The sequence below is a fragment of the Staphylococcus sp. Y174-1 genome (assembly GCF_049897865.1).
Classification (GTDB): Bacteria; Bacillota; Bacilli; order Staphylococcales; family Staphylococcaceae; genus Staphylococcus; species Staphylococcus saprophyticus.
Map to the genome: position 1 here is coordinate 1,305,828 of NZ_JAFCXB010000001.1, position 20,698 is coordinate 1,326,525.

Sequence of the window (20,698 nt, forward strand, 5' to 3'; positions counted from 1 at the left end):
CCCGCTTAGAGTGTGCACTAATTAAGCACACAGCTCTTCACGGCATATTCATTTATAAACTTAAATGCAATTAGTCTGTAACTTCTTTTTGTGATTGTGGAGCATCTTTTTGTTGAAGATCCACTTTACGTTCAACGACATCTTCTTCTTCATTATCTTGCATGTCAATTTCATTGTCATGCTCGTCCATGATTTTAACATCTAGTCCTAAACTTTGTAATTCTTTCATCAATACTCGGAATGATTCAGGAACACCTGGTTTAGTAATATTTTCACCTTTAACAATAGATTCATATGTTTTCACACGACCTACTGTATCATCGGATTTGTAAGTTAAAATTTCTTGAAGTGTATATGCAGCACCGTAAGCTTCAAGTGCCCATACTTCCATTTCACCGAAACGTTGCCCACCAAATTGTGCTTTACCACCAAGTGGTTGTTGCGTTACAAGTGAATATGGTCCAGTTGAACGTGCGTGTAGTTTGTCATCAACCATGTGTGCAAGTTTCAGCATGTACATAACGCCGACTGAAATTCTGTTATCGAATGGTTCACCCGTACGTCCATCGTATAATACTGTCTTACCATCACGAGCCATACCAGCTTCTTCAATTGTTGACCAAACGTCTTCATCACTTGCACCATCAAATACTGGTGATGCAACGTGAATACCTAAGTTTTTAGCAGCCATACCTAAGTGTAGCTCTAATACTTGTCCGATATTCATACGTGAAGGAACACCAAGTGGGTTCAACATGATATCGATTGGTGTGCCGTCTGGAAGATATGGCATATCTTCTTCAGGAACAAGTTTAGAAATAACACCTTTGTTACCATGACGACCACACATTTTATCTCCTACGTGAATTTTACGTTTTTGAACGATATAAACACGCACTAATTGGTTAACACCTGGAGATAATGTATCGTCTCCTTCTTCACGGTTAAAGACTTTAACATCTAGAACAATACCACCTGCACCATGAGGTACGCGTAATGATGTATCGCGAACTTCACGTGCTTTTTCACCAAAGATAGCGTGTAGTAAACGTTCTTCTGCAGTTAATTCTGTTACACCTTTAGGCGTTACTTTACCTACTAAGATGTCACCATCATTAACTTCAGCGCCGACGTATACAATACCACGGTCATCTAAGTTTTTAAGTGCACTGTCAGAAACGTTAGGAATATCGCGAGTGATTTCTTCAGGTCCTAGTTTCGTATCACGCGCTTCTGATTCATACTCTTCAATATGAATAGACGTATATACGTCATCTTTAACTAGGCGTTCACTCATAATAACAGCATCCTCATAGTTGTAACCGTCCCAAGTCATGAAACCAACAACTACGTTTCTACCTAATGCCATTTCACCAAGTTCCATTGAAGGACCATCGGCTAAAATTTCACCTTTAGTTACTACGTCACCAGAAGCAACGATAGGTCTTTGGTTATAACAAGTACCCGTATTTGAACGTTTGAATTTAGCTAATGGATAGCGATCTAATTCGCCTTCGTATTCTTGACCGTCTTCTTCGATAAGTTGACGAACAAGAATTTCATTAGATTCAACGTGCTCAACGCGACCTTTACGTTTTGCAACAATTGCTGCACCAGAGTCACGTGCTGCCACGTGCTCCATACCTGTACCTACAAATGGTGATTCTGGATTCATCAATGGCACTGCTTGACGTTGCATGTTCGCACCCATCAATGCACGGTTAGAGTCATCGTTTTCTAAGAAAGGAATACATGCTGTCGCTGCAGAAACAACTTGTTTAGGTGAGACATCCATATAATCCATTTTTTCTTTGGCCATAACTGTATTATTACCACGGAAACGACAAACAACTTCGTCTGCTGTGAAACGGCCATTTTCGTCTAATGTTGAGTTTGCTTGTGCTACAACATAGCTATCTTCTTCATCAGCTGTTAAATAGTCAATTTGATCCGTGATTGAATTCGTTTCAAAATCCACTTTACGGTAAGGTGTTTCAATAAAGCCGAATTCATTTACACGCGCATAACTAGATAACGAGTTAATAAGTCCGATGTTTGGACCCTCTGGCGTTTCAATTGGACACATACGGCCATAGTGAGAATAGTGAACGTCACGTACTTCCATTTGAGCACGTTCACGCGTTAAACCACCAGGTCCTAGAGCTGATAAACGACGTTTATGCGTTAACTCAGCTAACGGATTCGCTTGGTCCATGAATTGTGATAATTGTGAACTACCAAAGAATTCTTTGATAGATGCAATCACTGGACGAATATTGATTAATTGTTGTGGCGTTACAGAATCAGTGTCTTGGATAGACATTCTTTCACGTACAACACGTTCCATTCTTGATAAACCAATACGGAATTGGTTTTGTAACAATTCACCTACTGAACGTAGACGACGGTTACCAAGGTGGTCAATATCATCTGTGAAGCCAATACCACTAAATAAGTTAAAGAAGTAAGACATTGATGCAATAATATCTGCTGGTGTAATACATTTCACTTCTGAATCAGGGAATGCATTACCAATCACTGTCGTTGTACGTCCTTCTTCATCGTTAGGAACATAAACTTTAATAGATTGAATTTCAACAGGTTCATCAATCACTGTACCTTCTAACTCAAAGACTTCACTGTTAGCATTTGCTTCCAGTACATCCATGATTTCATCGAGATTACGACGATCAAGCACAGTACCTTCTTCAGCAACAATTTCACCTGTTTCAGTATTAACAATAGGTTCTGCTAATTTTTGATTAAACAAGCGGTGTTTTAAATGAAGTTTTTTGTTTGCTTTGTAACGACCTACGCTTGCTAAGTCATAACGTTTCGGATCGAAGAAACGAGAATATAAAAGACTCTTAGCATTTTCTACTGTAGGTGGTTCACCAGGGCGTAAACGCTCATAGATTTCTAATAGCGCTTGATCTGTTGTTTCTGTACCATCTTTTTCTAAAGTATTACGTAAGTACTCATTGTCACCTAAAAGATCAACGATTTCTTGATCTGTAGAGAAACCTAAAGCACGTAATAATACTGTTAATGGTAATTTTCTAGTTCTATCAATACGTACGTAAACAACATCTTTTGCATCTGTTTCATATTCTAACCAAGCACCACGGTTTGGAATAATTGTAGCATCGAAGTTGGTACGACCATTTTTATCTAGTTTTTCATTGAAGTATACGGATGGTGAACGAACTAATTGTGAAACGATAACACGTTCAGCACCGTTAATTACGAATGTACCTGTATCTGTCATTAATGGGAAATCACCCATAAACACTTCTTGTTCTTTTACTTCGCCAGTTTCCTTGATAATCAAACGCACTTTAACACGTAGAGGTGCAGAATACGTTGTATCACGGTTTTTAGATTCTTCTAAATCATATTTCGGTTCTCCAAGTCTGTAATCTACAAACTCTAAAGATAGATTGCCTGTGAAATCTTCAATCGGAGAAATGTCTCTAAACATTTCTAATAAACCTTCTTCTAAGAACCAATCGTAAGACTTAGTTTGAATCTCAATTAAATTCGGTAATTCTAATACCTCTGAAATTCTCGCATAGTTTCTACGTTTACGATGTCTTCCATATTGGACAAATTGACCTGCCAAACAGATTCACCCCTCAAAAATTGCGTGTTTACTTTTACTAAATCACCCAATATAATTAGACAAAAAGAAAACGGTAGCATACTCATGACACCATTTTCTATTTCACTTTATATACATTGTTAATTTATACGTAAAAGTACACACTTATTGAACATAATTTTTTACATTCTATTACTATATCAGAATACAGCTGTTTAATCAACCTTTTACACTTCTTAAAATGTAGTAGCCTTTGCTCTTTTCTAATACTTCCACGTTATCGAATGTTTCTTGCATTTTTTTCTTTGCTGACGGCATACCTTGCTTTTTCTGAATTACTACATACAAGGCGCCGCCTTGTTTCAATTTATTAAAAGCATCTTCTAAAATACTGTGAACGACTTGCTTCCCTGCTCTAATCGGCGGATTAGTCAGTACAAAATCATAAGTGTTATCTTCTACTTGTGATAAACCATTACTTTCAATAATCTCAGCATTGTCTATACGGTTTCTTTTTTTATTTTTTCTTGATAATGATAGTGCTCTTTGGTTAATATCAACCATTGTCACTTCGTGATGTGGGGAAACTTTTGCAATCATTAAACCGATAGGGCCATAGCCACAACCAACGTCTATAATTTTCTTCGTGGGACCAGGGGGATATGCTTTCAAAAATGTTGTCACTAATAAATCAGAGCCGAAGTCTATTTTCCCTTTAGAAAATACACCTGAATCTGTTATTAGTTCTAAATCATGGTTATCGTAGGAGTACGTAAAAAGCAACTCATCACTTTCTACTTCAGGATTTTCATCATAGTAATGATTCATGACTACACCTCTTTAATCTAATTCTTCTTAGATTAATACTATACCCGTTTGATTGGATATTGATCAAATAAGATAAAACCCCGTTATATGGATAACGGGGTTTTCATTTCTCAAAGATATCAGCCTATCTATAGCGCACTCAATCCCAACGTACCGAAGTAGTTGTCGCATTAAGCAACGCAGATAAGCCTCAATATATAATTATGAATTGTTAGCAAGCTAGAATTATTTTAATTCTACTGTAGCGCCAACTTCTTCTAATGCTTCTTTAAGTTTTTCAGCTTCTTCTTTAGGTAAAGCTTCTTTGATTACTTTAGGAGCTCCGTCAACTAATTCTTTAGCATCTTTTAATCCTAAGCCAGTAGCTTCTTTAACAGCTTTAACGACTTTGATTTTAGATGATCCAGCTGAAGTTAATTCAACATCGAAATCAGTTTTTTCAGCTTCAGCGTCTCCGCCTGCTGCTGCGCCTGCTGCTGCTACTGGAGCTGCTGCAGTTACACCAAATTCTTCTTCAATTGCTTTTACTAAGTCGTTTAATTCTAAAACTGACATTTCTTTAATTGCTTCAATGATTTGTTCTTGATTAGCCATTTTTAATATTCCTCCATTAATTTTAATTAGTTTATGCGCAATTATTCAGCGCTTTCTTCTTTTGATTCTTTGTCTTCTCCAACAGCTTTAACTGCATAAGCGAAGTTGCGTACTGGAGCTTGTAATACTGATAAAAGCATAGAAACAAGACCGTCGTGTGATGGTAATGTACCAACAGTGTTAACTTCTTCAGCAGAAATAACATTGCCTTCCATAACACCTGTTTTAATTTCTAATGCTTGATGTTCTTTTGCAAATCCTGCGATAACTTTTGCTGGAGCAACAACATCTTCTGTTGAAGTAGCAACTGCAGTAGGACCTACTAAGAATTCATCTAAACCGTCAATACCAGCTTGTTGAGCTGCACGACGAACCATAGTGTTTTTCAATACTTTGTATTCAACACCAGCTTCACGTAATTGTGAACGTAATTCAGTTACTTCAGCAACGCTTAGACCACGATAGTCAACGATAACTGTAGATACTGAGTTTTTAAGTTGTTCAGCAATAATATCAACTTCTTGTTTTTTTGCATCGATGATTGCAGACATTTAGACACCTCCATAGATTTTAGTTTGGTGCTTTTAATTTTGAAGTTCTGTTGATTGACGTTCGTCAGTTCCTCAGATTATCCAATAAAAAAAGCACTTTCTACCCACGGCAAAAAGTGCTTGAAAGATCTAAAATCTTCACGTTCAAGTCAATTTTAGCCTCGGTAGGATCAAATTTTAAGTTATTACTAACTCCTACTGTCTTAGGTAAAATAATACATTAACCAATATAACTAAATTAATGTACAATGTCAATATTTTTTTAAAGACTGAAAGTAAACCTTTCAGCCTTTTTCATTTATTTATAGATTATAGTTTGAAGCTTGAAGTATCAACTTTAACTCCAGGACCCATTGTTGTAGTTACAGCAACAGATTTGAAGTACGTACCTTTAGCTGAAGCAGGTTTTGCTTTAGTTAATACGTCTTGTAAAGTTTTGAAGTTTTCAACAAGTTTGTCAGTATCAAATGATGTTTTACCAATTGATGCATGAACAATACCTGATTTCTCAGCACGATATTCTACTTTACCAGCTTTGATTTCTTCAACAGCTTTTTTAACGTCCATAGTTACTGTTCCAGTTTTAGGGTTAGGCATTAAACCTTTAGGTCCTAATACGCGACCAAGTTTACCAACTTCGCCCATCATGTCTGGTGTAGCTACTACTACGTCAAAGTCAAACCAACCTTGTTGGATTTTTTCTACATATTCGCCTTCGCCAACGAAATCAGCACCTGCTGCTTCAGCTTCTGCTGCTTTGTCTCCTTTTGCGAACACTAATACACGTTGTGATTTACCAGTACCGTTTGGAAGCACTACTGCTCCACGGATTTGTTGATCATTTTTACGAGTATCAATACCTAAACGGAATGCTACTTCAACTGATGCATCAAAGTTAGCGATGTTTGTTTCTTTAGCTAGTTCAACAGCTTCTTCAACATTATAGTGTTTTAAGCGATCGATTTTGCTAGCTGCTTCTTGATATCTTTTGCTTTTTTTAGCCATTTCATGTTCCTCCTTTAGTGGTTTTAGCGGAATTTCCTCCCACATTTACTTGCTTTCACAAGTTAAGAGCAGATAACAGTGAGGTCAAAATTGTATTTTATCTTAGGAATTAACATTCCTTAATAAATGACATTTCTCCTCATATTACGACAATATTGAACGCTGTCATCATGTTTGTCATTTCTGTCATCTGCTTCTATCGTCAATCTATGTTTTCATTACTAATTTATATTATTGAACTGTGATACCCATACTACGAGCAGTACCTTCGATAATACGCATAGCTGCTTCTTCGTCTGCAGCATTTAAATCTTGCATTTTTTGGTTTGCAATTTCACGTACTTGATCTTTAGTTACTGTAGCAACTTTTGTTTTGTTAGGTTCGCCTGAACCTTTTTCAACGCCTGCTGCTTTTTTAAGTAGTACTGGCGCCGGTGGAGTTTTTGTAATAAATGTAAATGAACGGTCTTCATAAACACTGATTTCTACCGGAATAATTAAACCTGCGTCTTCTTGTGTACGTGCGTTGAATTCCTTACAGAATCCCATAATATTCACACCTGCTTGACCTAATGCTGGACCAACTGGTGGTGCTGGATTTGCTTTACCTGCAGGAATTTGTAATTTAACAACTTTTTCTACTTTTTTAGCCACGATGTGCACCTCCTTGATATCGTGATGTGGTCACAGGACTCAGTTTTGTCCTCCCACTCTTCTACATTTCGTGACGAAATGAACGCTCTATGAGCGCGACCACAGTATTATAACATTAACCCATTACATAAAGCAATGGTAATTTGTAAAATTTTGGGAACGGAACATAAATCTAATATCACTACAATAAAGCCCGTATCCCACATGAGAAAGATGACTAGTGTTAATGAGCCCTAATTTTAAAGGCTTTTTAAACTAGCCAGCAACTGCCTCCTTAACTATTAGCAAAGACCAAAAATGCTATAGCTTTTAGCTTCTGTTAATACGTGAGGCCAAATTCATCTTTTTCTTCTAAATTAATTCTGTAATCAGCTGTACATAATGTATATAAAGTCATACTTCTAACTTTTGCAAGTTGTGTATGACCTCTACCAGTACCATCGTTCTGATATGCCTTACAGTTTTTCAACTTGATCAAATTCTAGTTCTACTGGCGTTTCTCTACCAAACATGTCTACAAGAACAGTAAGTTTGAATTTATCCGCTTCAATTTCTTGAACTTCACCAACTTGATTTGCAAATGGACCTGATTTAATTCTTACTTGTTCACCTAAGTCAATTTGAACATCGATTGTTTTTTCTTTCATGCCCATTTGTTTAAGGATGAAGCGTGCTTCTTCAGGAAGTAATGGATTTGGTTTTGATCCAGCACCAGCTGAACCAACAAACCCTGTTACACCAGGTGTATTTCTTACGATATACCACGATTCGTCAGTCATTACTAACTCGACTAGCACGTATCCTGGGAATGTTTTTTTAGTTAATGTTTTGGCTTTGCCATCTTTAACTTGTGTTTCTTCTTCTTCTGGTATAACAACTCTGAATATTTGTTCAGTCATATTCATAGATTCAACACGTTTTTCTAAATTCTTTTTCACTTTATTCTCATAACCAGAATAAGTATGCACAGCATACCAACGCTTTGCGCCAACTTCTTCAGACATGTCGTCACTCCTATCTATTTAATTAACTCTATAATTCTACCAATTCCTAAGTCTAAGGCATAGAAGAATACTAAGAAAAATACTACTGTAGCTACAACAATGACTGTGTATTTAAATAATTCTTCTTTCGTTGGCCAACTTGTCTTTTCCATTTCTGACTTTACGCCTTGGAAGAAATTCTCTTTTTTAGCCATTTATAAGACCTCCGTATATTTCGTTATTCCTTATTTGCTTATTCCATGCAACAAATCAAGCAAATACAATACACTCAACTTAAAATGGAAGGGCATATTCACTCAATTGTAAATTTAATATGTCGTTTGTTATTTCGATTCTTTATGCAACGTATGTGCATTACATCTCGGACAATATTTCTTCAATTCCAGTCTAGATGCAAGATTACTCTGTTTGGGAACGTTATAATTTCGATTACCACACACTTCACAATTCAATGGTACTTTTTTCATTCGTCTTCCCCTTACTCATTATAATACCAATCTACTATACATAATTTCTAAGTCAATTGTCAATCGGCAATAACGTCTTTGTACGTGATATGCTATATATTCAGACCGTTACAATTAAATTAAACACGCGCTATTTCTCATTTTCTAAATAGCGTCTTAATTTCATTTTACAACGATGTATCGCATTGTAAACCACTTTGATTTGTATATTTAGTGTTTCAGCAATTTCTTTCGGCTTAAAGTCATTTAGTAAACAGATTACGATACTTTTTTCTAAGACCGTCAGTTTCATTAATCCCTGTTGTAATTGACTTCCTATCTCTAAAGCTAATATATGTTTATCAAGTGGGTGTTCTGTTTTACTATTTTGATAATTGACTATAAATTCATTGACCAGCATTTCTTGTCGTTGGTTGCCATAGCATTTTTTACGGATATAATCATTTTTTACATTTTTAATCACACGGTTTATATAATGCTCAATAGGTGTGTCATCAGTGAAATCAAATTTTTTAAATGCACAGTATAATCTTACGAGCACATCTTGACACAAATCTTCTTGGTCGTTTGGATGTATAGCAAAGTGATATAAACGTCTACGAATCATTGGGCTTAAGACTTTAAAAATTTCAGGCACATCGATTGGTTTGGTTCTCTTTTCTCCATTAATTAAAGTGTTAGTTGGAATGCGGTTATTTCTTGTCATTACTGTTATCCTTTCCTTGAAGTAAAGAAAGATTACAGCAGTTGGACTGAAAAAATCAAACTCCGCTATAATAATTAATGATTATCGCCGCGTCTTAATTTTTCAAATTCTTCAAGAATTTCATTTGAAAGTTCGATACGCGTTCTGGGTTTCTGTTCATTAAATCCATCTAGCTTTTTCGATACAGAAATTTCATTTTCTCTTAAATCTCTCCACATTTCTCTTGAAGACACACGATATGCACCTGCACCAAAAATAGCATGTTGCTCACTCATATCGCTCGTAACCACTGTAATATGTCTTGTATGTTTGTCATATAAGTCATATACATAACGTTCAATGTAGCTATCTGCAGTTTCTTTTTCTTTTGTAAAAATCGTTTTAACACCATGATACATATATTCTGTAGGCGCTCCGGATTGTTCATAAGCATCGAATACGCAGACAACTTCATCCGCAATGACTGCGTTATAGTTCGCTATAGCAATGAGCAATTGTTCACGTGCTTCTTCAAGGTTATCTTGTGCAATACGACTTAATTCCTGCGATTGTCCAATCATATTATATCCATCAATGATTAAATAACGATCTTTCATGCTTTATCTCCGATATGATTACGTTTGCGGAAAACTTCATACATCATTAAACTTGCCGCTACTGATGCATTTAGACTGTTAACATGACCTACCATTGGAATATTGATATAGAAATCGCATTTTTCTTTAACTAAACGGCTCATACCTTGACCTTCACTACCTATCACAATACCTAGTGGCATGCCAGCATCCATTTCTCTATAGTCCGTTGAATTTTCAGCTTCAGTACCAACAATCCAATAGCCGTTATCCTTTAGCGTTTCAATCGTGTTAGCCAAATTAGTCACCCTCATTACTGGTATATGCTGAATAGCGCCCGTCGATGCTTTGGCAACCGTTTGTGTTAAAGCAACTGAACGTCTCTTAGGAATTATGACACCATCAACACCTGAAGCATCTGCGGTTCTTAAGATTGATCCTAGGTTATGTGGGTCTTCTAAACCATCTAAAATTAATACTGTTGATAATTTATCTTGTGCTTTTTGTTGCGCAACAAATGCATCAAAGTCCGCATATTCATATGGAGCAATGTAAGCAGCAACACCCTGGTGAGGTGAATCTGACAATCCATCTATTTTAGATTTCGGTACAGATTGAACTATAATTTTATTACTATTCGCTAATTTTAAAATTTCGTTGATTTGGCCTTTTTTGATAGTATCTTGAATCAGAATTTTATTAATAGTATGTCCTGAGACAATAGCTTCTTTTACTGCATGTCGACCAACAATTACAATCTCTTCCATAGTATCACTACCTTTCGTCTACGATTTGTACAATTTGTTCTAATAGTGCCGCTAAACGTGCATCTTCTTTTTCTAAATATAAATAACCAATGATTGCCTCTAGCCCAGAACTTTTTCTATATGTTTGAATATCTGTATTTTTTGCTTTGGTATAACTTTTAGCGTTTCTACCTCGACGCACGATATCTAATTCTTCTTCTGAAAACCATTCATTTTCCATTAATGACTCTAGCGTCAGCGCTTGACTCTTAGCTGAAACGTAGCGTTTAGCTTCTTGATGTAAACGATTAGGCTTTGCTTTTAATTTTAAAACGATATATGCTCTCACGTGTTGATCTAAGACAGCGTCACCCATGTAAGCAAGTGTCAACGGATTTAATAATTTATTATTCATATTAGCCACGTTTAAATCTCACACCTTGAGGCGTGTCTTCTAATATAATATTTTGTTCTTTTAGTTGATCACGTATTTCATCTGCTCGAGCGAAATCTTTATCTTTTCTTGCATTGTTTCTTTCTTCAATCAGCGCTTCGACTTCTTCATCTAGTAGTTCATCACTATCTTTGCCTTTCAAAGGCACTCCTAGTACATCACTAAAGATTTGATAAACTTCTTTAAAACGTCCAAGTACTTTCGTAGACGTTGTGTTTTCTAGCACGTATTTATTTGCTAATTTAGCCAAATCATACCAAGCAGTAATAGCATTCGCTGTATTAAAATCATCATTCATAACGGTTTCAAATTGCTCTAAAATTTTATCTATTTCAGCAATATAATCACTTTGCGCTTCAATATCTGTAGCAATTGCTTCACGTTCTTCAATCGCTTGATAGCTGTTACGCACACGTTCCAAACCGCTTTTAGCCGCTTCGACAAGTTCCATGTTATAATTAATAGGGCTTCTATAATGTACACTAATCATGAAAAAGCGTAATACATCTGGATCAATTTGTTTGATAATGTCGTGTACTAAAACAAAGTTCCCTAATGATTTACTCATTTTTTCATTATCTATATTGATGAAACCATTATGCATCCAGTAGTTCGCAAACGGCGCGTGGTTATGCGCCTCTGATTGCGCAATTTCATTTTCATGGTGTGGGAACTGTAAATCTGTACCACCCGCATGAATATCAATTGTGGCACCCAATTCATGATAAGCCATTACTGAACATTCAATATGCCAGCCAGGTCTACCTTCACCAAATGGGCTTTCCCAACTGATTTCACCTGGTTTAGCTTGCTTCCATAACGTAAAATCTAATGCATCTTCCTTCTGTTCACCCTGTTCAATACGTGCGCCTACTTTTAAATCATTTAAAGATTGATGGCTTAATTTACCGTAATCTTGGAATTTTCGTGTTCTAAAATAAACATCGCCGCCACTTTCATAAGCATAACCTTCATCAACGAGGTCTTTTATAAAGTTAATGATGTCATCCATATGATTCATAACACGTGGATTAGACGTTGCTTTTTTTACATTTAACGCACCTACATCTTCGTAGAATGCATCAATGTAGCGATCAGCAATCGTTTCAACTGATTCGTCCAATTCTTTTGAGCGTTTAATTAATTTGTCATCTACATCTGTAAAATTTGAAACAAATACGACTTCATAGCCTTGATATTCAAAATATCTTCTTACTACATCGTAATTGATAGCTGGTCGTGCATTTCCGATATGAATATAATTATATACAGTTGGTCCACAAACATACATTTTAACTTTACCTGGTTCAATTGGTTCAAACGTCTCTTTTTGACGCGTTAATGTATTATATAATGTAATCATCTTGTATCTCTCCATTTCTTGTTTTCTCAAGTTGTTTTTCAAGTTCTTTTAATTGCTCGTAGATTGGGTCAGGTAAATTACGGTGATCAAATGTTTTGCCAATACGTCTGCCATCTTGTTTTACAATGTGTCCTGGAATACCGACTACAGTTGAATAACTAGGTACAGTATTAAGTACGACTGAGTTCGCACCGATATTCACATTTGAATTAATCGTAATATTACCAAGCACTTTTGCTCCCGCAGCAATAAGTACATTATCCCCTATATCTGGATGGCGTTTTCCCTTTTCTTTACCCGTACCGCCTAATGTAACGCCTTGATAAATCGTTACATTATCTCCAATTCGACAAGTTTCTCCAATCACTACGCCCATGCCATGGTCAATGAATAAACGTCTACCGATTTGAGCGCCTGGGTGAATTTCAATACCTGTAAAAAAGCGTGTAATTTGTGAAATTAATCTCGCTAAGACATATTTTTTCTTTTTATATAGTCCATGTGCAATCAAATGACTCCAGACCGCATGCACGCCTGCATATGAAGTAACAACTTCTAAAGTTGTACGTGCTGCAGGATCTTGTTCAAACACCATATTTACATCGTCTTTTATTCTTTTCAACATCTTAAACAAGGTTGCTACCTCCTTATAAAAAAGCACCCCTAACTTTATTGTTAGAGGTGCTTTTGCACGGTTCCACTCTCATTTTATATAAGCAATTGCCTAAATCAAACTTTGTACTGATTGATATCAAGTCTATTCCTTATAATTCTCATTTAAGTTATTCACTTTATTTGCACAAAGGTGCATTCTGTAATTTAAGTGATGTGCTCACAGCTACCGCACACTCTCTTGACACCGTCCATCACATACTAATCCTTTGCTGATTTCAATGTTAATCATAGGTTGTTTATTGTAATTTTTCAAGTGTTATCTATTTAACACAACCTTTACAATATTCAACGCTTATTTATACATATTTTTTCAAACGTGATAATACTTTATCTTTACCTAATACTTCAATTGTATTTGGTAATTCTGGGCCATGCATTTGACCAGTAACAGCAACACGGATAGGCATAAATAATTGTTTACCTTTGATACCCGTTTCTTTTTGAACTTCTTTAATCGTTTTTTTAATTTCAGCAGCTTCAAATGGTTCAAGTGCTTCTAATTTACTATATAAATGGTTCATCAATTCTGGTACTTGCTCACCTGCAATAACTTCTTGCTCATCGTCACCTAATGTTTGTTCATCACGGAAGAATAATTCCGATAACGGTACAATTTCTCCAGCATAGCTCATTTCTTTTTGATAAAGTGAAACAAGTTTACGTCCCCAATCTAGGTCCGCTTCACTTGGATTTTCCGGTAACAATTCAGCTTTAATTAAGTGAGGTAAAGCTAATTCAAATACTGTTTCAGTATCTTTTTGTTTCATATATTGATTATTAACCCATGCAAGTTTCTGTTTATCGAAAAATGCTGGCGATTTAGATAGGCGTTTTTCATCAAAGATTTTAATAAAGTCTTCTTTAGAATAAATTTCATCTTCGCCTTCTGGTGACCAACCTAACAATGTAATAAAGTTAAATAATGCTTCAGGTAAATATCCTAAATCACGATATTGTTCGATAAACTGTAGGATTTGACCGTCACGTTTACTTAATTTTTTACGTTCTTCGTTTACGATAAGTGACATATGTGCAAATCTTGGTGCTTCCCAACCAAATGTTTCATAAATCATTAATTGTTTTGGTGTGTTTGAAATATGGTCATCACCACGAATAACATCTGAAATTTCCATGTAATGGTCATCGATAGCTACCGCAAAGTTATACGTTGGGATACCATCTTTTTTAACAATGACCCAGTCACCCATGTTATTTGAATCAAATGAAATTTCACCTTTAACCATATCATCAAATGAATATGTCGTATCTTTAGGTACACGGAAACGAATTGAAGGTTTGCGACCTTCCGCTTCAAATTGTTGACGTTCTTCTTCAGTTAAATGTGCATGTTTACCACCATAACGCGGCATTTCACCACGTTCAATTTGCTGTTGACGCTCTTCTTCTAATTCGTCTTCAGTCATATAACATTTGTAAGCTTTGTCTTCATCCAATAATTGTTGAATCAGCGGATTATAAATTTCTGCACGTTCAGACTGACGATACGGTCCATAACCTTTATCTTTATCAACAGATTCATCCCATTCGATACCTAACCATTTTAAGTTATCAAATTGCGATGATTCTCCATCAACTAAATTACGCTTACTATCCGTATCTTCAATACGAATTACAAAATCACCATCATAATGTTTAGCAAATAAATAGTTAAATAATGCAGTTCTTGCATTACCGATATGCAAATATCCAGTTGGACTTGGTGCGTATCTCACTCTTACACGATCACTCATTATGTTCACTCCCGTTTTATCATATTAATTATTTTCAACATACGTTATTAATGTAAAATGCGTTTCACAAACGCAATAAATAAGCCGAACGCATATCTTTTATCTACTTATCATTTATAAAAAAATACCGCTCAACCATTAATAAGTTTATTATTTATCGCTTATTAATCATACCATAGCTTATTATTTTTTAAAGTATCTCTTACCAAAGTCTGCTCCAAGCATCACACAATAATTGATTATGTGACATTCCTTTTTTAGAAATACAATTTCGCTATCTATTGTAGCACTTTAACCGCTAATATGATATTGCTGTGCTTAAATTAACCATGACTTTGTCTATATTTTTAAATATAAAAAAGGCTCCACACGAAACTGTAACAACATTTGCTACAGTTTCACATGAAACCCTACATTTTAATTTAATTTTTTCGCAAAAATAATTCTACCCGATGAAGTTTGTAATAAGCTAATCACTTCTAAATCGATATGTTCGCCAATGTGTTTTTTAGCGTTATCCACAACAACCATCGTTCCATCGTCTAAATAACCAACTGCTTGCCCAGACTCTTTACCCATTTTTGTAAGTAATAGACTGAATCGGTCACCTTGATGTACAGAGGGCTTGATTGCTTCAGATAAATCATTCACATTAAGTGCTTGGATTCCTTGCACATGACATACTTTATTTAAATTAAAATCTGTCGTTATAATGTGCGCTCTATAATGTTGCGCTAATTTAATTAACAATGCATCAATATCGCTATGCGTTTTCGTCGGATGAATAATTCTAGTCGGATGATTTGTATCATATAAAGAGTTTAATATATCTAAACCACGTTGACCTTTCTCACGTTTCACACTATCATTGGCGTCCGCAACGACTTGAAGTTCGTTGATTACACCTTGAGGAATTAATATTTCACCATCAATAAATCCACATTCAATAATGTCTAAAATTCGGCCATCTATAATTGCACTTGTATCTATAATCTTTGGCACTGCGTTTCGTGCATTGATAGACATAGAACGCGCCATATTTTCTGGTAAAAATAGCAACATTTCGTCACGTTTTCGCAAACCAAATTGGAAGCCGAAATAACCTAAAATAATTGTAATAATGATTGGTACAAAATGATTGATGATGTTGTTGCCGATAATTTGGAATATAAAAGATATCATAACTGAAATCAGTAAGCCTATCATTAGTCCAATTGTAGCAAATAAAATTTCTACTGCGCTTTGACGCATAATTGTTCGTTCTAATTCTTTTAAAGCAAGTGTTGCTTTTTTAATAAACCAACCAAATATTAAAAAGAAAATTATAATACCTAGTAGTCCATTAAAATACGTATTAGTTAATAATGATATATTACCTAGCCCTATATCATCAAAGATTTCTGGCAAAAGGTATACACCTATACTTGCACCTAAAATGATATAGCACAAGATAACAATAAGTCTTATCATGTTCACAAGTTAACGCTCCTTTCTTCCGACAATTATTCAACCTTATATTATTAAAGCATAATTATTTTTAATGTTTTGTTAATGCGTATTTTAAAGCTTCATGAACACTTTTAACCCCAATTACTTTTATACCTTCAGGAAATTGCCATCCCCCGATATTGGACTCAGGGATAATCACACGTTTGAACCCTAATTTTTCAGCTTCTTGGACACGTTGTTCTATTCGAGAAACACGTCTGACTTCTCCAGTAAGACCTACTTCACCGATGAAACAGTCCAAGCCGTCCACCGTTAAATCTTTAAAGCTTGAAGCCGTCGCAATAATGATACCTAAATCTACTGCTGGCTCAGTAAGTCTCACACCACCCGCAACTTTGATATAAGCATCTTGCTGCTGAAGGAGATAATTTTCTTTCTTTTCTAATACGGCCATGAGCAAACTCAATCGATTATGATCTATGCCCGTTGCCATACGTCTCGGATTATTAAAAGTTGTCGGTGTCACTAATGCTTGTACTTCAATCAATAAAGGTCTCGTACCTTCCATGGTAGAAACAATCGTAGAACCTGGTACATTGGCTGAACGTTCTTCAAGAAACATTTCCGAAGGGTTTTTAACGCCTTTCAAACCTGTTTGCTTCATCTCAAAGATACCCATTTCATTTGTAGAACCAAAACGGTTTTTCACAGCTCTTAAAATACGATATGCGTGGTGTTCATCACCTTCGAAGTAAAGCACTGTGTCCACCATATGTTCAAGTAAACGCGGCCCAGCGATTTGACCTTCTTTTGTTACATGTCCGACAATAAACGTCGCAATATTCATCTGTTTAGCTATATTCATTAAGCTCTGCGTACTTTCTCTAACTTGTGACACCGAGCCTGGTGCCGAGCTGATTTCAGGGTGGAATATTGTTTGTATAGAATCCACAACAAGTAAATCTGGTTTAATTTGTTTAACCGTTTCATGGATTACTTCTAAATCTGTTTCGGCAAATACATTTAATTCACTAGAATCTTCATCTAATCTTTCCGCTCTTAATTTCGTTTGACTCAATGATTCTTCACCAGTGATATATAATACGTTTTTAGATTGGGATAATGATGCACAAATTTGTAATAGTAATGTCGATTTCCCAATACCAGGATCACCACCAATTAAGACAAGTGAACCATTAACAATACCTCCACCTAGTACGCGGTTAAATTCGTTTGAATTTGTTTTAACCCTAGGTGTTGTTTCATGTTTAATTTCATTTAATTTTTGTACTTTAGATACATTGTCTCGACTGCGTACGCCATGTTTTGGACTGGCTGCCTTTTGTTCGACAATTTCTTCCATTTGATTCCAACCGCCACAGTTTGGGCATTTCCCCATCCATTTCGGTGACTGATAACCACATGCCATACATTCAAAAATCACTTTCTTTTTAGCCAAACAGCACCTCCACCTTTCATTGAACAAATCTATTTTAAACCTCTGACTATTTAAAAACAAATTTTATTCTCAGCAATAATAATTCTCTCAATTAATATGTATATTTCTTAAATTAAAATTATGTATCATTTCAACGTTTCTCATATTGATATAAGCTATTTTTATAAAATACCACGTCTAACGTTTAAGTACCAATCATATTATAGCTTGAATTTACAAATAATAGTATGAATGCATCATGTTGTAAGTTAGTTTCCAATGATAATTTGATAATTTAACCCTTTATACAGAAAAAGAACCTAGGACATGCGATGATGTCCTAGGTCCTAACATTAACTTTATTGATATTATGATTCAGATGTTTCTTTATCTTTAGCTGAATCTTGTCTTTCCGTAATATCATATTTGAATTCTTTACCATCGTGATCAATTTTAACTTCTTTACCTTCAATTTGGTTACCGTCTAAAATCAATTCACTCAAGTTATCTTCAACTGTTTTTTGAATAGCACGAATAAGTGGTCTTGCACCATACTCTGGATCGTAACCTTCTTCGGCAATTTTCTCTTTAGCCGCTTCTGTAACCGATATATTAATATCTTGTTCAGAAAGTCGATTAGTAAGTTTGTTAACCATCATTGTCACAATTTGTTTCAACTCATCTTTAGAAAGTTTGTGGAATACAATGATATCATCAACACGGTTTAAGAACTCTGGACGGAAAGCATTTTTCAATTCTTTCATCATTGTCTTGCGAATTGATTCATAATCTTGACCTTCTGTAGCGCCACCAAAACCAGCAAAACGTTGATCTTGTAATTCTTGCGCGCCAACATTTGATGTCATAATAATTACCGTATTACGGAAGTCAACACGACGACCTTTGGTATCTGTTAGATGACCATCGTCTAACACTTGTAGCAAGATGTTAAATACATCTGGATGTGCTTTTTCGATTTCATCAAATAAAATAACAGAATAAGGTTTACGTCTTACTTTTTCAGTTAATTGTCCACCATCGTCATGTCCTACATAGCCTGGAGGAGCACCAACTAAACGGCTGACAGCATGTTTTTCCATGAACTCACTCATGTCAACGCGGATCATAGCATCGTCTTCACCGAACATAGACTCTGCTAACGCACGTGCTAACTCAGTCTTACCTACACCCGTAGGTCCTAAGAAAATAAAGCTACCGATTGGACGTTTAGGATCTTTCAATCCAGCTCTTGCACGTCTCACTGCTTTACTAATGGATGTCACTGCGTCTTTTTGTCCAATCACTCTATTGTGTAGTGTATCCTCTAAGTTAAGCAGACGATCTGATTCTGTTTCATTAATCTTAGTCAATGGAATACCTGTCCAACCAGCGATCACTTCACCGATATCTTCTTCAGATAATGATGTGTTATCACCGTTTTGAGTATTCTTCCAATTCGTATTAGCTTCTTCATATTGTTTTTCTAATTTAGTTTGTTTATCACGAAGATTTGCCGCATTTTCGAATTCTTGAGCATGTACTGCAGCATCTTTTTCATTTTTGACTTGTTCAATTTGTTGTTCAATTTCTTTTAAGTTTGGTGGTGTTGTATGACTTTTCAGTCTTACTTTTGAACTAGCTTCATCAATTAAATCAATCGCTTTATCTGGTAAGAAACGGTCTGAAACATAGCGATGACTCAATTTAGCAGCTGATACCAATGCTTCATCAGAAATATTGATACGGTGATGTGCTTCATAGCGATCACGTAAACCTTTTAAGATTTCAATAGTGTCTTCTACTGTAGGTTCATCTACTTGAACAGGTTGGAAACGACGTTCAAGTGCTGCATCTTTTTCAATATTATTACGATATTCATCCAATGTTGTCGCACCGATACATTGTAGCTCGCCACGTGCTAAGGCTGGTTTAAGAATATTTGAAGCATCAATCGCACCTTCTGCGCCACCAGCACCAACTAGTGTGTGTAATTCATCAATGAATAATATCACATTACCTGCTTGGTGTATTTCTTCCATAACTTTTTTCAAACGTTCTTCAAATTCACCACGATATTTCGTTCCAGCCACTACTGTTCCCATATCTAATGACATTACACGTTTTCCTTTTAATGTTTCAGGTACTTCATTATTAACAATTGCTAGTGCTAAACCTTCCGCAATTGCTGTTTTACCAACACCTGGTTCACCAATTAATACAGGGTTGTTCTTAGTACGACGACTTAACACTTCAATGACTCTTGTTATTTCTTTATCTCTGCCAATCACTGGATCTAACGTACCGTCTTTAGCGATAACAGTTAAGTCACGTGCAAGACTATCCAATGTTGGTGTGTTATTTGATTTGTTTGCTTGTGCATTTTTGTTGCTCATTTCAGGGCTACCTAACGCTTTAACAACTTGTGCACGTGCTTTTGTTATATTTAAATCTAAGTTTGCAAATACGCGTGCTGCGACACCTTCATTTTCTCTGATTAGACCAAGCAAAATATGCTCTGTTCCAACAAAGTTATGATGTAATTTTCTTGCTTCATCCATTGATAATTCTATAACTTTTTTCGCACGAGGTGTGTAGTGCAATGCACCCATTTGTTCTTGACCATGGCCAATTAATTTTTCTACTTCTTCAACAACTTTTTCTTCAGTAATCTCAAAAGTTTCTAAAACTTTGGCAGCAATACCTTCAGGTTCTTTCATTAAACCTAAAAGTAGATGTTCTGTTCCTATATTTGAATGGTTTAAACGAATTGCTTCTTCTTGAGCATGTGCTAATACACGTTGTGCTCTTTCTGTAAGTCTTCCAAATAGCATAGCGCA

The 20,698-nt window shown here is 35.7% G+C and carries 20 protein-coding genes and 1 other annotated feature; all 20 genes read right to left on the bottom strand.

Annotated elements, in window-relative coordinates; all coding sequences use genetic code 11:
- Nucleotides 1-70: 70 nt before the first annotated feature.
- The 20 genes from rpoB to ACP7BT_RS06685 all read right to left on the bottom strand — a co-directional run bounded on the left by rpoB (nucleotide 71) and on the right by ACP7BT_RS06685 (nucleotide 20,692).
- Nucleotides 71-3,622 carry a DNA-directed RNA polymerase subunit beta gene (gene rpoB, locus ACP7BT_RS06590; RefSeq protein ID WP_041079556.1) on the bottom strand — a complete coding sequence of 1,184 codons (3,552 nt, stop codon included), beginning with the start codon at nucleotides 3,620-3,622 and terminating at the stop codon, nucleotides 71-73.
- A 198-nt stretch (nucleotides 3,623-3,820) separates the two neighbouring features.
- Nucleotides 3,821-4,429 (bottom strand): class I SAM-dependent methyltransferase, encoded by a 609-nt coding sequence (locus ACP7BT_RS06595; protein ID WP_011303840.1) that lies wholly within the window; start codon nucleotides 4,427-4,429, stop codon nucleotides 3,821-3,823.
- Between the two features lie 225 nt (nucleotides 4,430-4,654).
- Nucleotides 4,655-5,023 (bottom strand): 50S ribosomal protein L7/L12, encoded by a 369-nt coding sequence (gene rplL / locus ACP7BT_RS06600; RefSeq protein WP_002484162.1) that lies wholly within the window; start codon nucleotides 5,021-5,023, stop codon nucleotides 4,655-4,657.
- A 41-nt stretch (nucleotides 5,024-5,064) separates the two neighbouring features.
- Nucleotides 5,065-5,574 (bottom strand): 50S ribosomal protein L10, encoded by a 510-nt coding sequence (gene rplJ, locus ACP7BT_RS06605; RefSeq protein WP_002484163.1) that lies wholly within the window; start codon nucleotides 5,572-5,574, stop codon nucleotides 5,065-5,067.
- A 78-nt stretch (nucleotides 5,575-5,652) separates the two neighbouring features.
- Nucleotides 5,653-5,800: a sequence feature (ribosomal protein L10 leader region), on the bottom strand.
- An 83-nt stretch (nucleotides 5,801-5,883) separates the two neighbouring features.
- The gene (gene rplA / locus ACP7BT_RS06610) at nucleotides 5,884-6,579 is read right to left on the bottom strand and encodes a 50S ribosomal protein L1 (protein ID WP_002484164.1); all 696 of its coding nucleotides are present in this window, start codon (nucleotides 6,577-6,579) and stop codon (nucleotides 5,884-5,886) included.
- 231 nt (nucleotides 6,580-6,810) lie between these two features.
- Nucleotides 6,811-7,233 (bottom strand): 50S ribosomal protein L11, encoded by a 423-nt coding sequence (gene rplK / locus ACP7BT_RS06615; RefSeq protein WP_002484165.1) that lies wholly within the window; start codon nucleotides 7,231-7,233, stop codon nucleotides 6,811-6,813.
- A 319-nt stretch (nucleotides 7,234-7,552) separates the two neighbouring features.
- Nucleotides 7,553-7,702: a hypothetical protein gene (locus ACP7BT_RS06620; protein WP_160279500.1), complete on the bottom strand. Its 150-nt coding sequence runs from the start codon at nucleotides 7,700-7,702 to the stop codon at nucleotides 7,553-7,555.
- On the bottom strand, nucleotides 7,689-8,237 hold the full coding sequence (gene nusG, locus ACP7BT_RS06625; RefSeq protein ID WP_041079558.1) for a transcription termination/antitermination protein NusG: 549 nt from the start codon (nucleotides 8,235-8,237) through the stop codon (nucleotides 7,689-7,691). Before nusG ends, ACP7BT_RS06620 begins: the two co-directional genes overlap by 14 nt.
- Nucleotides 8,238-8,251: 14 nt before the next feature.
- Entirely contained in the window at nucleotides 8,252-8,431 is a 180-nt protein-coding gene (secE, locus tag ACP7BT_RS06630; RefSeq protein ID WP_002484168.1) for a preprotein translocase subunit SecE, read from the bottom strand.
- A 129-nt stretch (nucleotides 8,432-8,560) separates the two neighbouring features.
- A complete protein-coding gene (rpmG, locus tag ACP7BT_RS06635) occupies nucleotides 8,561-8,704 on the bottom strand; it encodes a 50S ribosomal protein L33 (protein ID WP_011303843.1) in 144 nt (47 codons plus the stop codon).
- 130 nt (nucleotides 8,705-8,834) lie between these two features.
- Nucleotides 8,835-9,410: an RNA polymerase sigma factor gene (locus tag ACP7BT_RS06640; RefSeq protein WP_002484169.1), complete on the bottom strand. Its 576-nt coding sequence runs from the start codon at nucleotides 9,408-9,410 to the stop codon at nucleotides 8,835-8,837.
- A gap of 74 nt (nucleotides 9,411-9,484) precedes the next feature.
- Nucleotides 9,485-10,006 (bottom strand): NYN domain-containing protein, encoded by a 522-nt coding sequence (locus ACP7BT_RS06645; protein ID WP_011303845.1) that lies wholly within the window; start codon nucleotides 10,004-10,006, stop codon nucleotides 9,485-9,487.
- A complete protein-coding gene (gene rlmB / locus ACP7BT_RS06650) occupies nucleotides 10,003-10,752 on the bottom strand; it encodes a 23S rRNA (guanosine(2251)-2'-O)-methyltransferase RlmB (protein WP_041079562.1) in 750 nt (249 codons plus the stop codon). The genes ACP7BT_RS06645 and rlmB overlap by 4 nt, the downstream gene beginning before the upstream one ends.
- A gap of 7 nt (nucleotides 10,753-10,759) precedes the next feature.
- Nucleotides 10,760-11,146, bottom strand: a complete 387-nt coding sequence (locus ACP7BT_RS06655) for a Mini-ribonuclease 3 (protein WP_011303846.1) — start codon at nucleotides 11,144-11,146, stop codon at nucleotides 10,760-10,762.
- Nucleotide 11,147: 1 nt separating this feature from the next.
- Nucleotides 11,148-12,548 carry a cysteine--tRNA ligase gene (gene cysS / locus ACP7BT_RS06660; RefSeq protein WP_002484173.1) on the bottom strand — a complete coding sequence of 467 codons (1,401 nt, stop codon included), beginning with the start codon at nucleotides 12,546-12,548 and terminating at the stop codon, nucleotides 11,148-11,150.
- A complete protein-coding gene (gene cysE / locus ACP7BT_RS06665; RefSeq protein ID WP_037539113.1) occupies nucleotides 12,532-13,173 on the bottom strand; it encodes a serine O-acetyltransferase in 642 nt (213 codons plus the stop codon). The genes cysS and cysE overlap by 17 nt, the downstream gene beginning before the upstream one ends.
- A gap of 346 nt (nucleotides 13,174-13,519) precedes the next feature.
- Nucleotides 13,520-14,974: a glutamate--tRNA ligase gene (gene gltX, locus ACP7BT_RS06670; RefSeq protein WP_002484175.1), complete on the bottom strand. Its 1,455-nt coding sequence runs from the start codon at nucleotides 14,972-14,974 to the stop codon at nucleotides 13,520-13,522.
- 417 nt (nucleotides 14,975-15,391) lie between these two features.
- Complete coding sequence (locus ACP7BT_RS06675) at nucleotides 15,392-16,450, bottom strand: PIN/TRAM domain-containing protein (RefSeq protein WP_069821684.1); 1,059 nt, start codon at nucleotides 16,448-16,450, stop codon at nucleotides 15,392-15,394.
- Between the two features lie 61 nt (nucleotides 16,451-16,511).
- The gene (radA, locus tag ACP7BT_RS06680) at nucleotides 16,512-17,882 is read right to left on the bottom strand and encodes a DNA repair protein RadA (RefSeq protein WP_037539109.1); all 1,371 of its coding nucleotides are present in this window, start codon (nucleotides 17,880-17,882) and stop codon (nucleotides 16,512-16,514) included.
- A 347-nt stretch (nucleotides 17,883-18,229) separates the two neighbouring features.
- Nucleotides 18,230-20,692 carry an ATP-dependent Clp protease ATP-binding subunit gene (locus ACP7BT_RS06685; RefSeq protein ID WP_002484178.1) on the bottom strand — a complete coding sequence of 821 codons (2,463 nt, stop codon included), beginning with the start codon at nucleotides 20,690-20,692 and terminating at the stop codon, nucleotides 18,230-18,232.
- Nucleotides 20,693-20,698 lie beyond the last annotated feature (6 nt).

Bases quoted from the DNA above. Each gene is read 5' to 3' on its own strand.
- ACP7BT_RS06595 (WP_011303840.1), bottom strand. From the start codon at position 4,429: ATGAATCATTACTATGATGAAAATCCTGAAGTAGAAAGTGATGAGTTG.
- rplL (WP_002484162.1), bottom strand. From the start codon at position 5,023: ATGGCTAATCAAGAACAAATCATTGAAGCAATTAAAGAAATGTCAGTT.
- rplJ (WP_002484163.1), bottom strand. From the start codon at position 5,574: ATGTCTGCAATCATCGATGCAAAAAAACAAGAAGTTGATATTATTGCT.
- rplA (WP_002484164.1), bottom strand. From the start codon at position 6,579: ATGGCTAAAAAAAGCAAAAGATATCAAGAAGCAGCTAGCAAAATCGAT.
- nusG (WP_041079558.1), bottom strand. From the start codon at position 8,237: ATGTCTGAAGAAGTTGGCGCAAAGCGTTGGTATGCTGTGCATACTTAT.
- secE (WP_002484168.1), bottom strand. From the start codon at position 8,431: ATGGCTAAAAAAGAGAATTTCTTCCAAGGCGTAAAGTCAGAAATGGAA.
- rpmG (WP_011303843.1), bottom strand. From the start codon at position 8,704: ATGAAAAAAGTACCATTGAATTGTGAAGTGTGTGGTAATCGAAATTAT.
- ACP7BT_RS06640 (WP_002484169.1), bottom strand. From the start codon at position 9,410: ATGACAAGAAATAACCGCATTCCAACTAACACTTTAATTAATGGAGAA.
- ACP7BT_RS06645 (WP_011303845.1), bottom strand. From the start codon at position 10,006: ATGAAAGATCGTTATTTAATCATTGATGGATATAATATGATTGGACAA.
- rlmB (WP_041079562.1), bottom strand. From the start codon at position 10,752: ATGGAAGAGATTGTAATTGTTGGTCGACATGCAGTAAAAGAAGCTATT.
- ACP7BT_RS06655 (WP_011303846.1), bottom strand. From the start codon at position 11,146: ATGAATAATAAATTATTAAATCCGTTGACACTTGCTTACATGGGTGAC.
- cysS (WP_002484173.1), bottom strand. From the start codon at position 12,548: ATGATTACATTATATAATACATTAACGCGTCAAAAAGAGACGTTTGAA.
- cysE (WP_037539113.1), bottom strand. From the start codon at position 13,173: ATGTTGAAAAGAATAAAAGACGATGTAAATATGGTGTTTGAACAAGAT.
- gltX (WP_002484175.1), bottom strand. From the start codon at position 14,974: ATGAGTGATCGTGTAAGAGTGAGATACGCACCAAGTCCAACTGGATAT.
- ACP7BT_RS06685 (WP_002484178.1), bottom strand. From the start codon at position 20,692: ATGCTATTTGGAAGACTTACAGAAAGAGCACAACGTGTATTAGCACAT.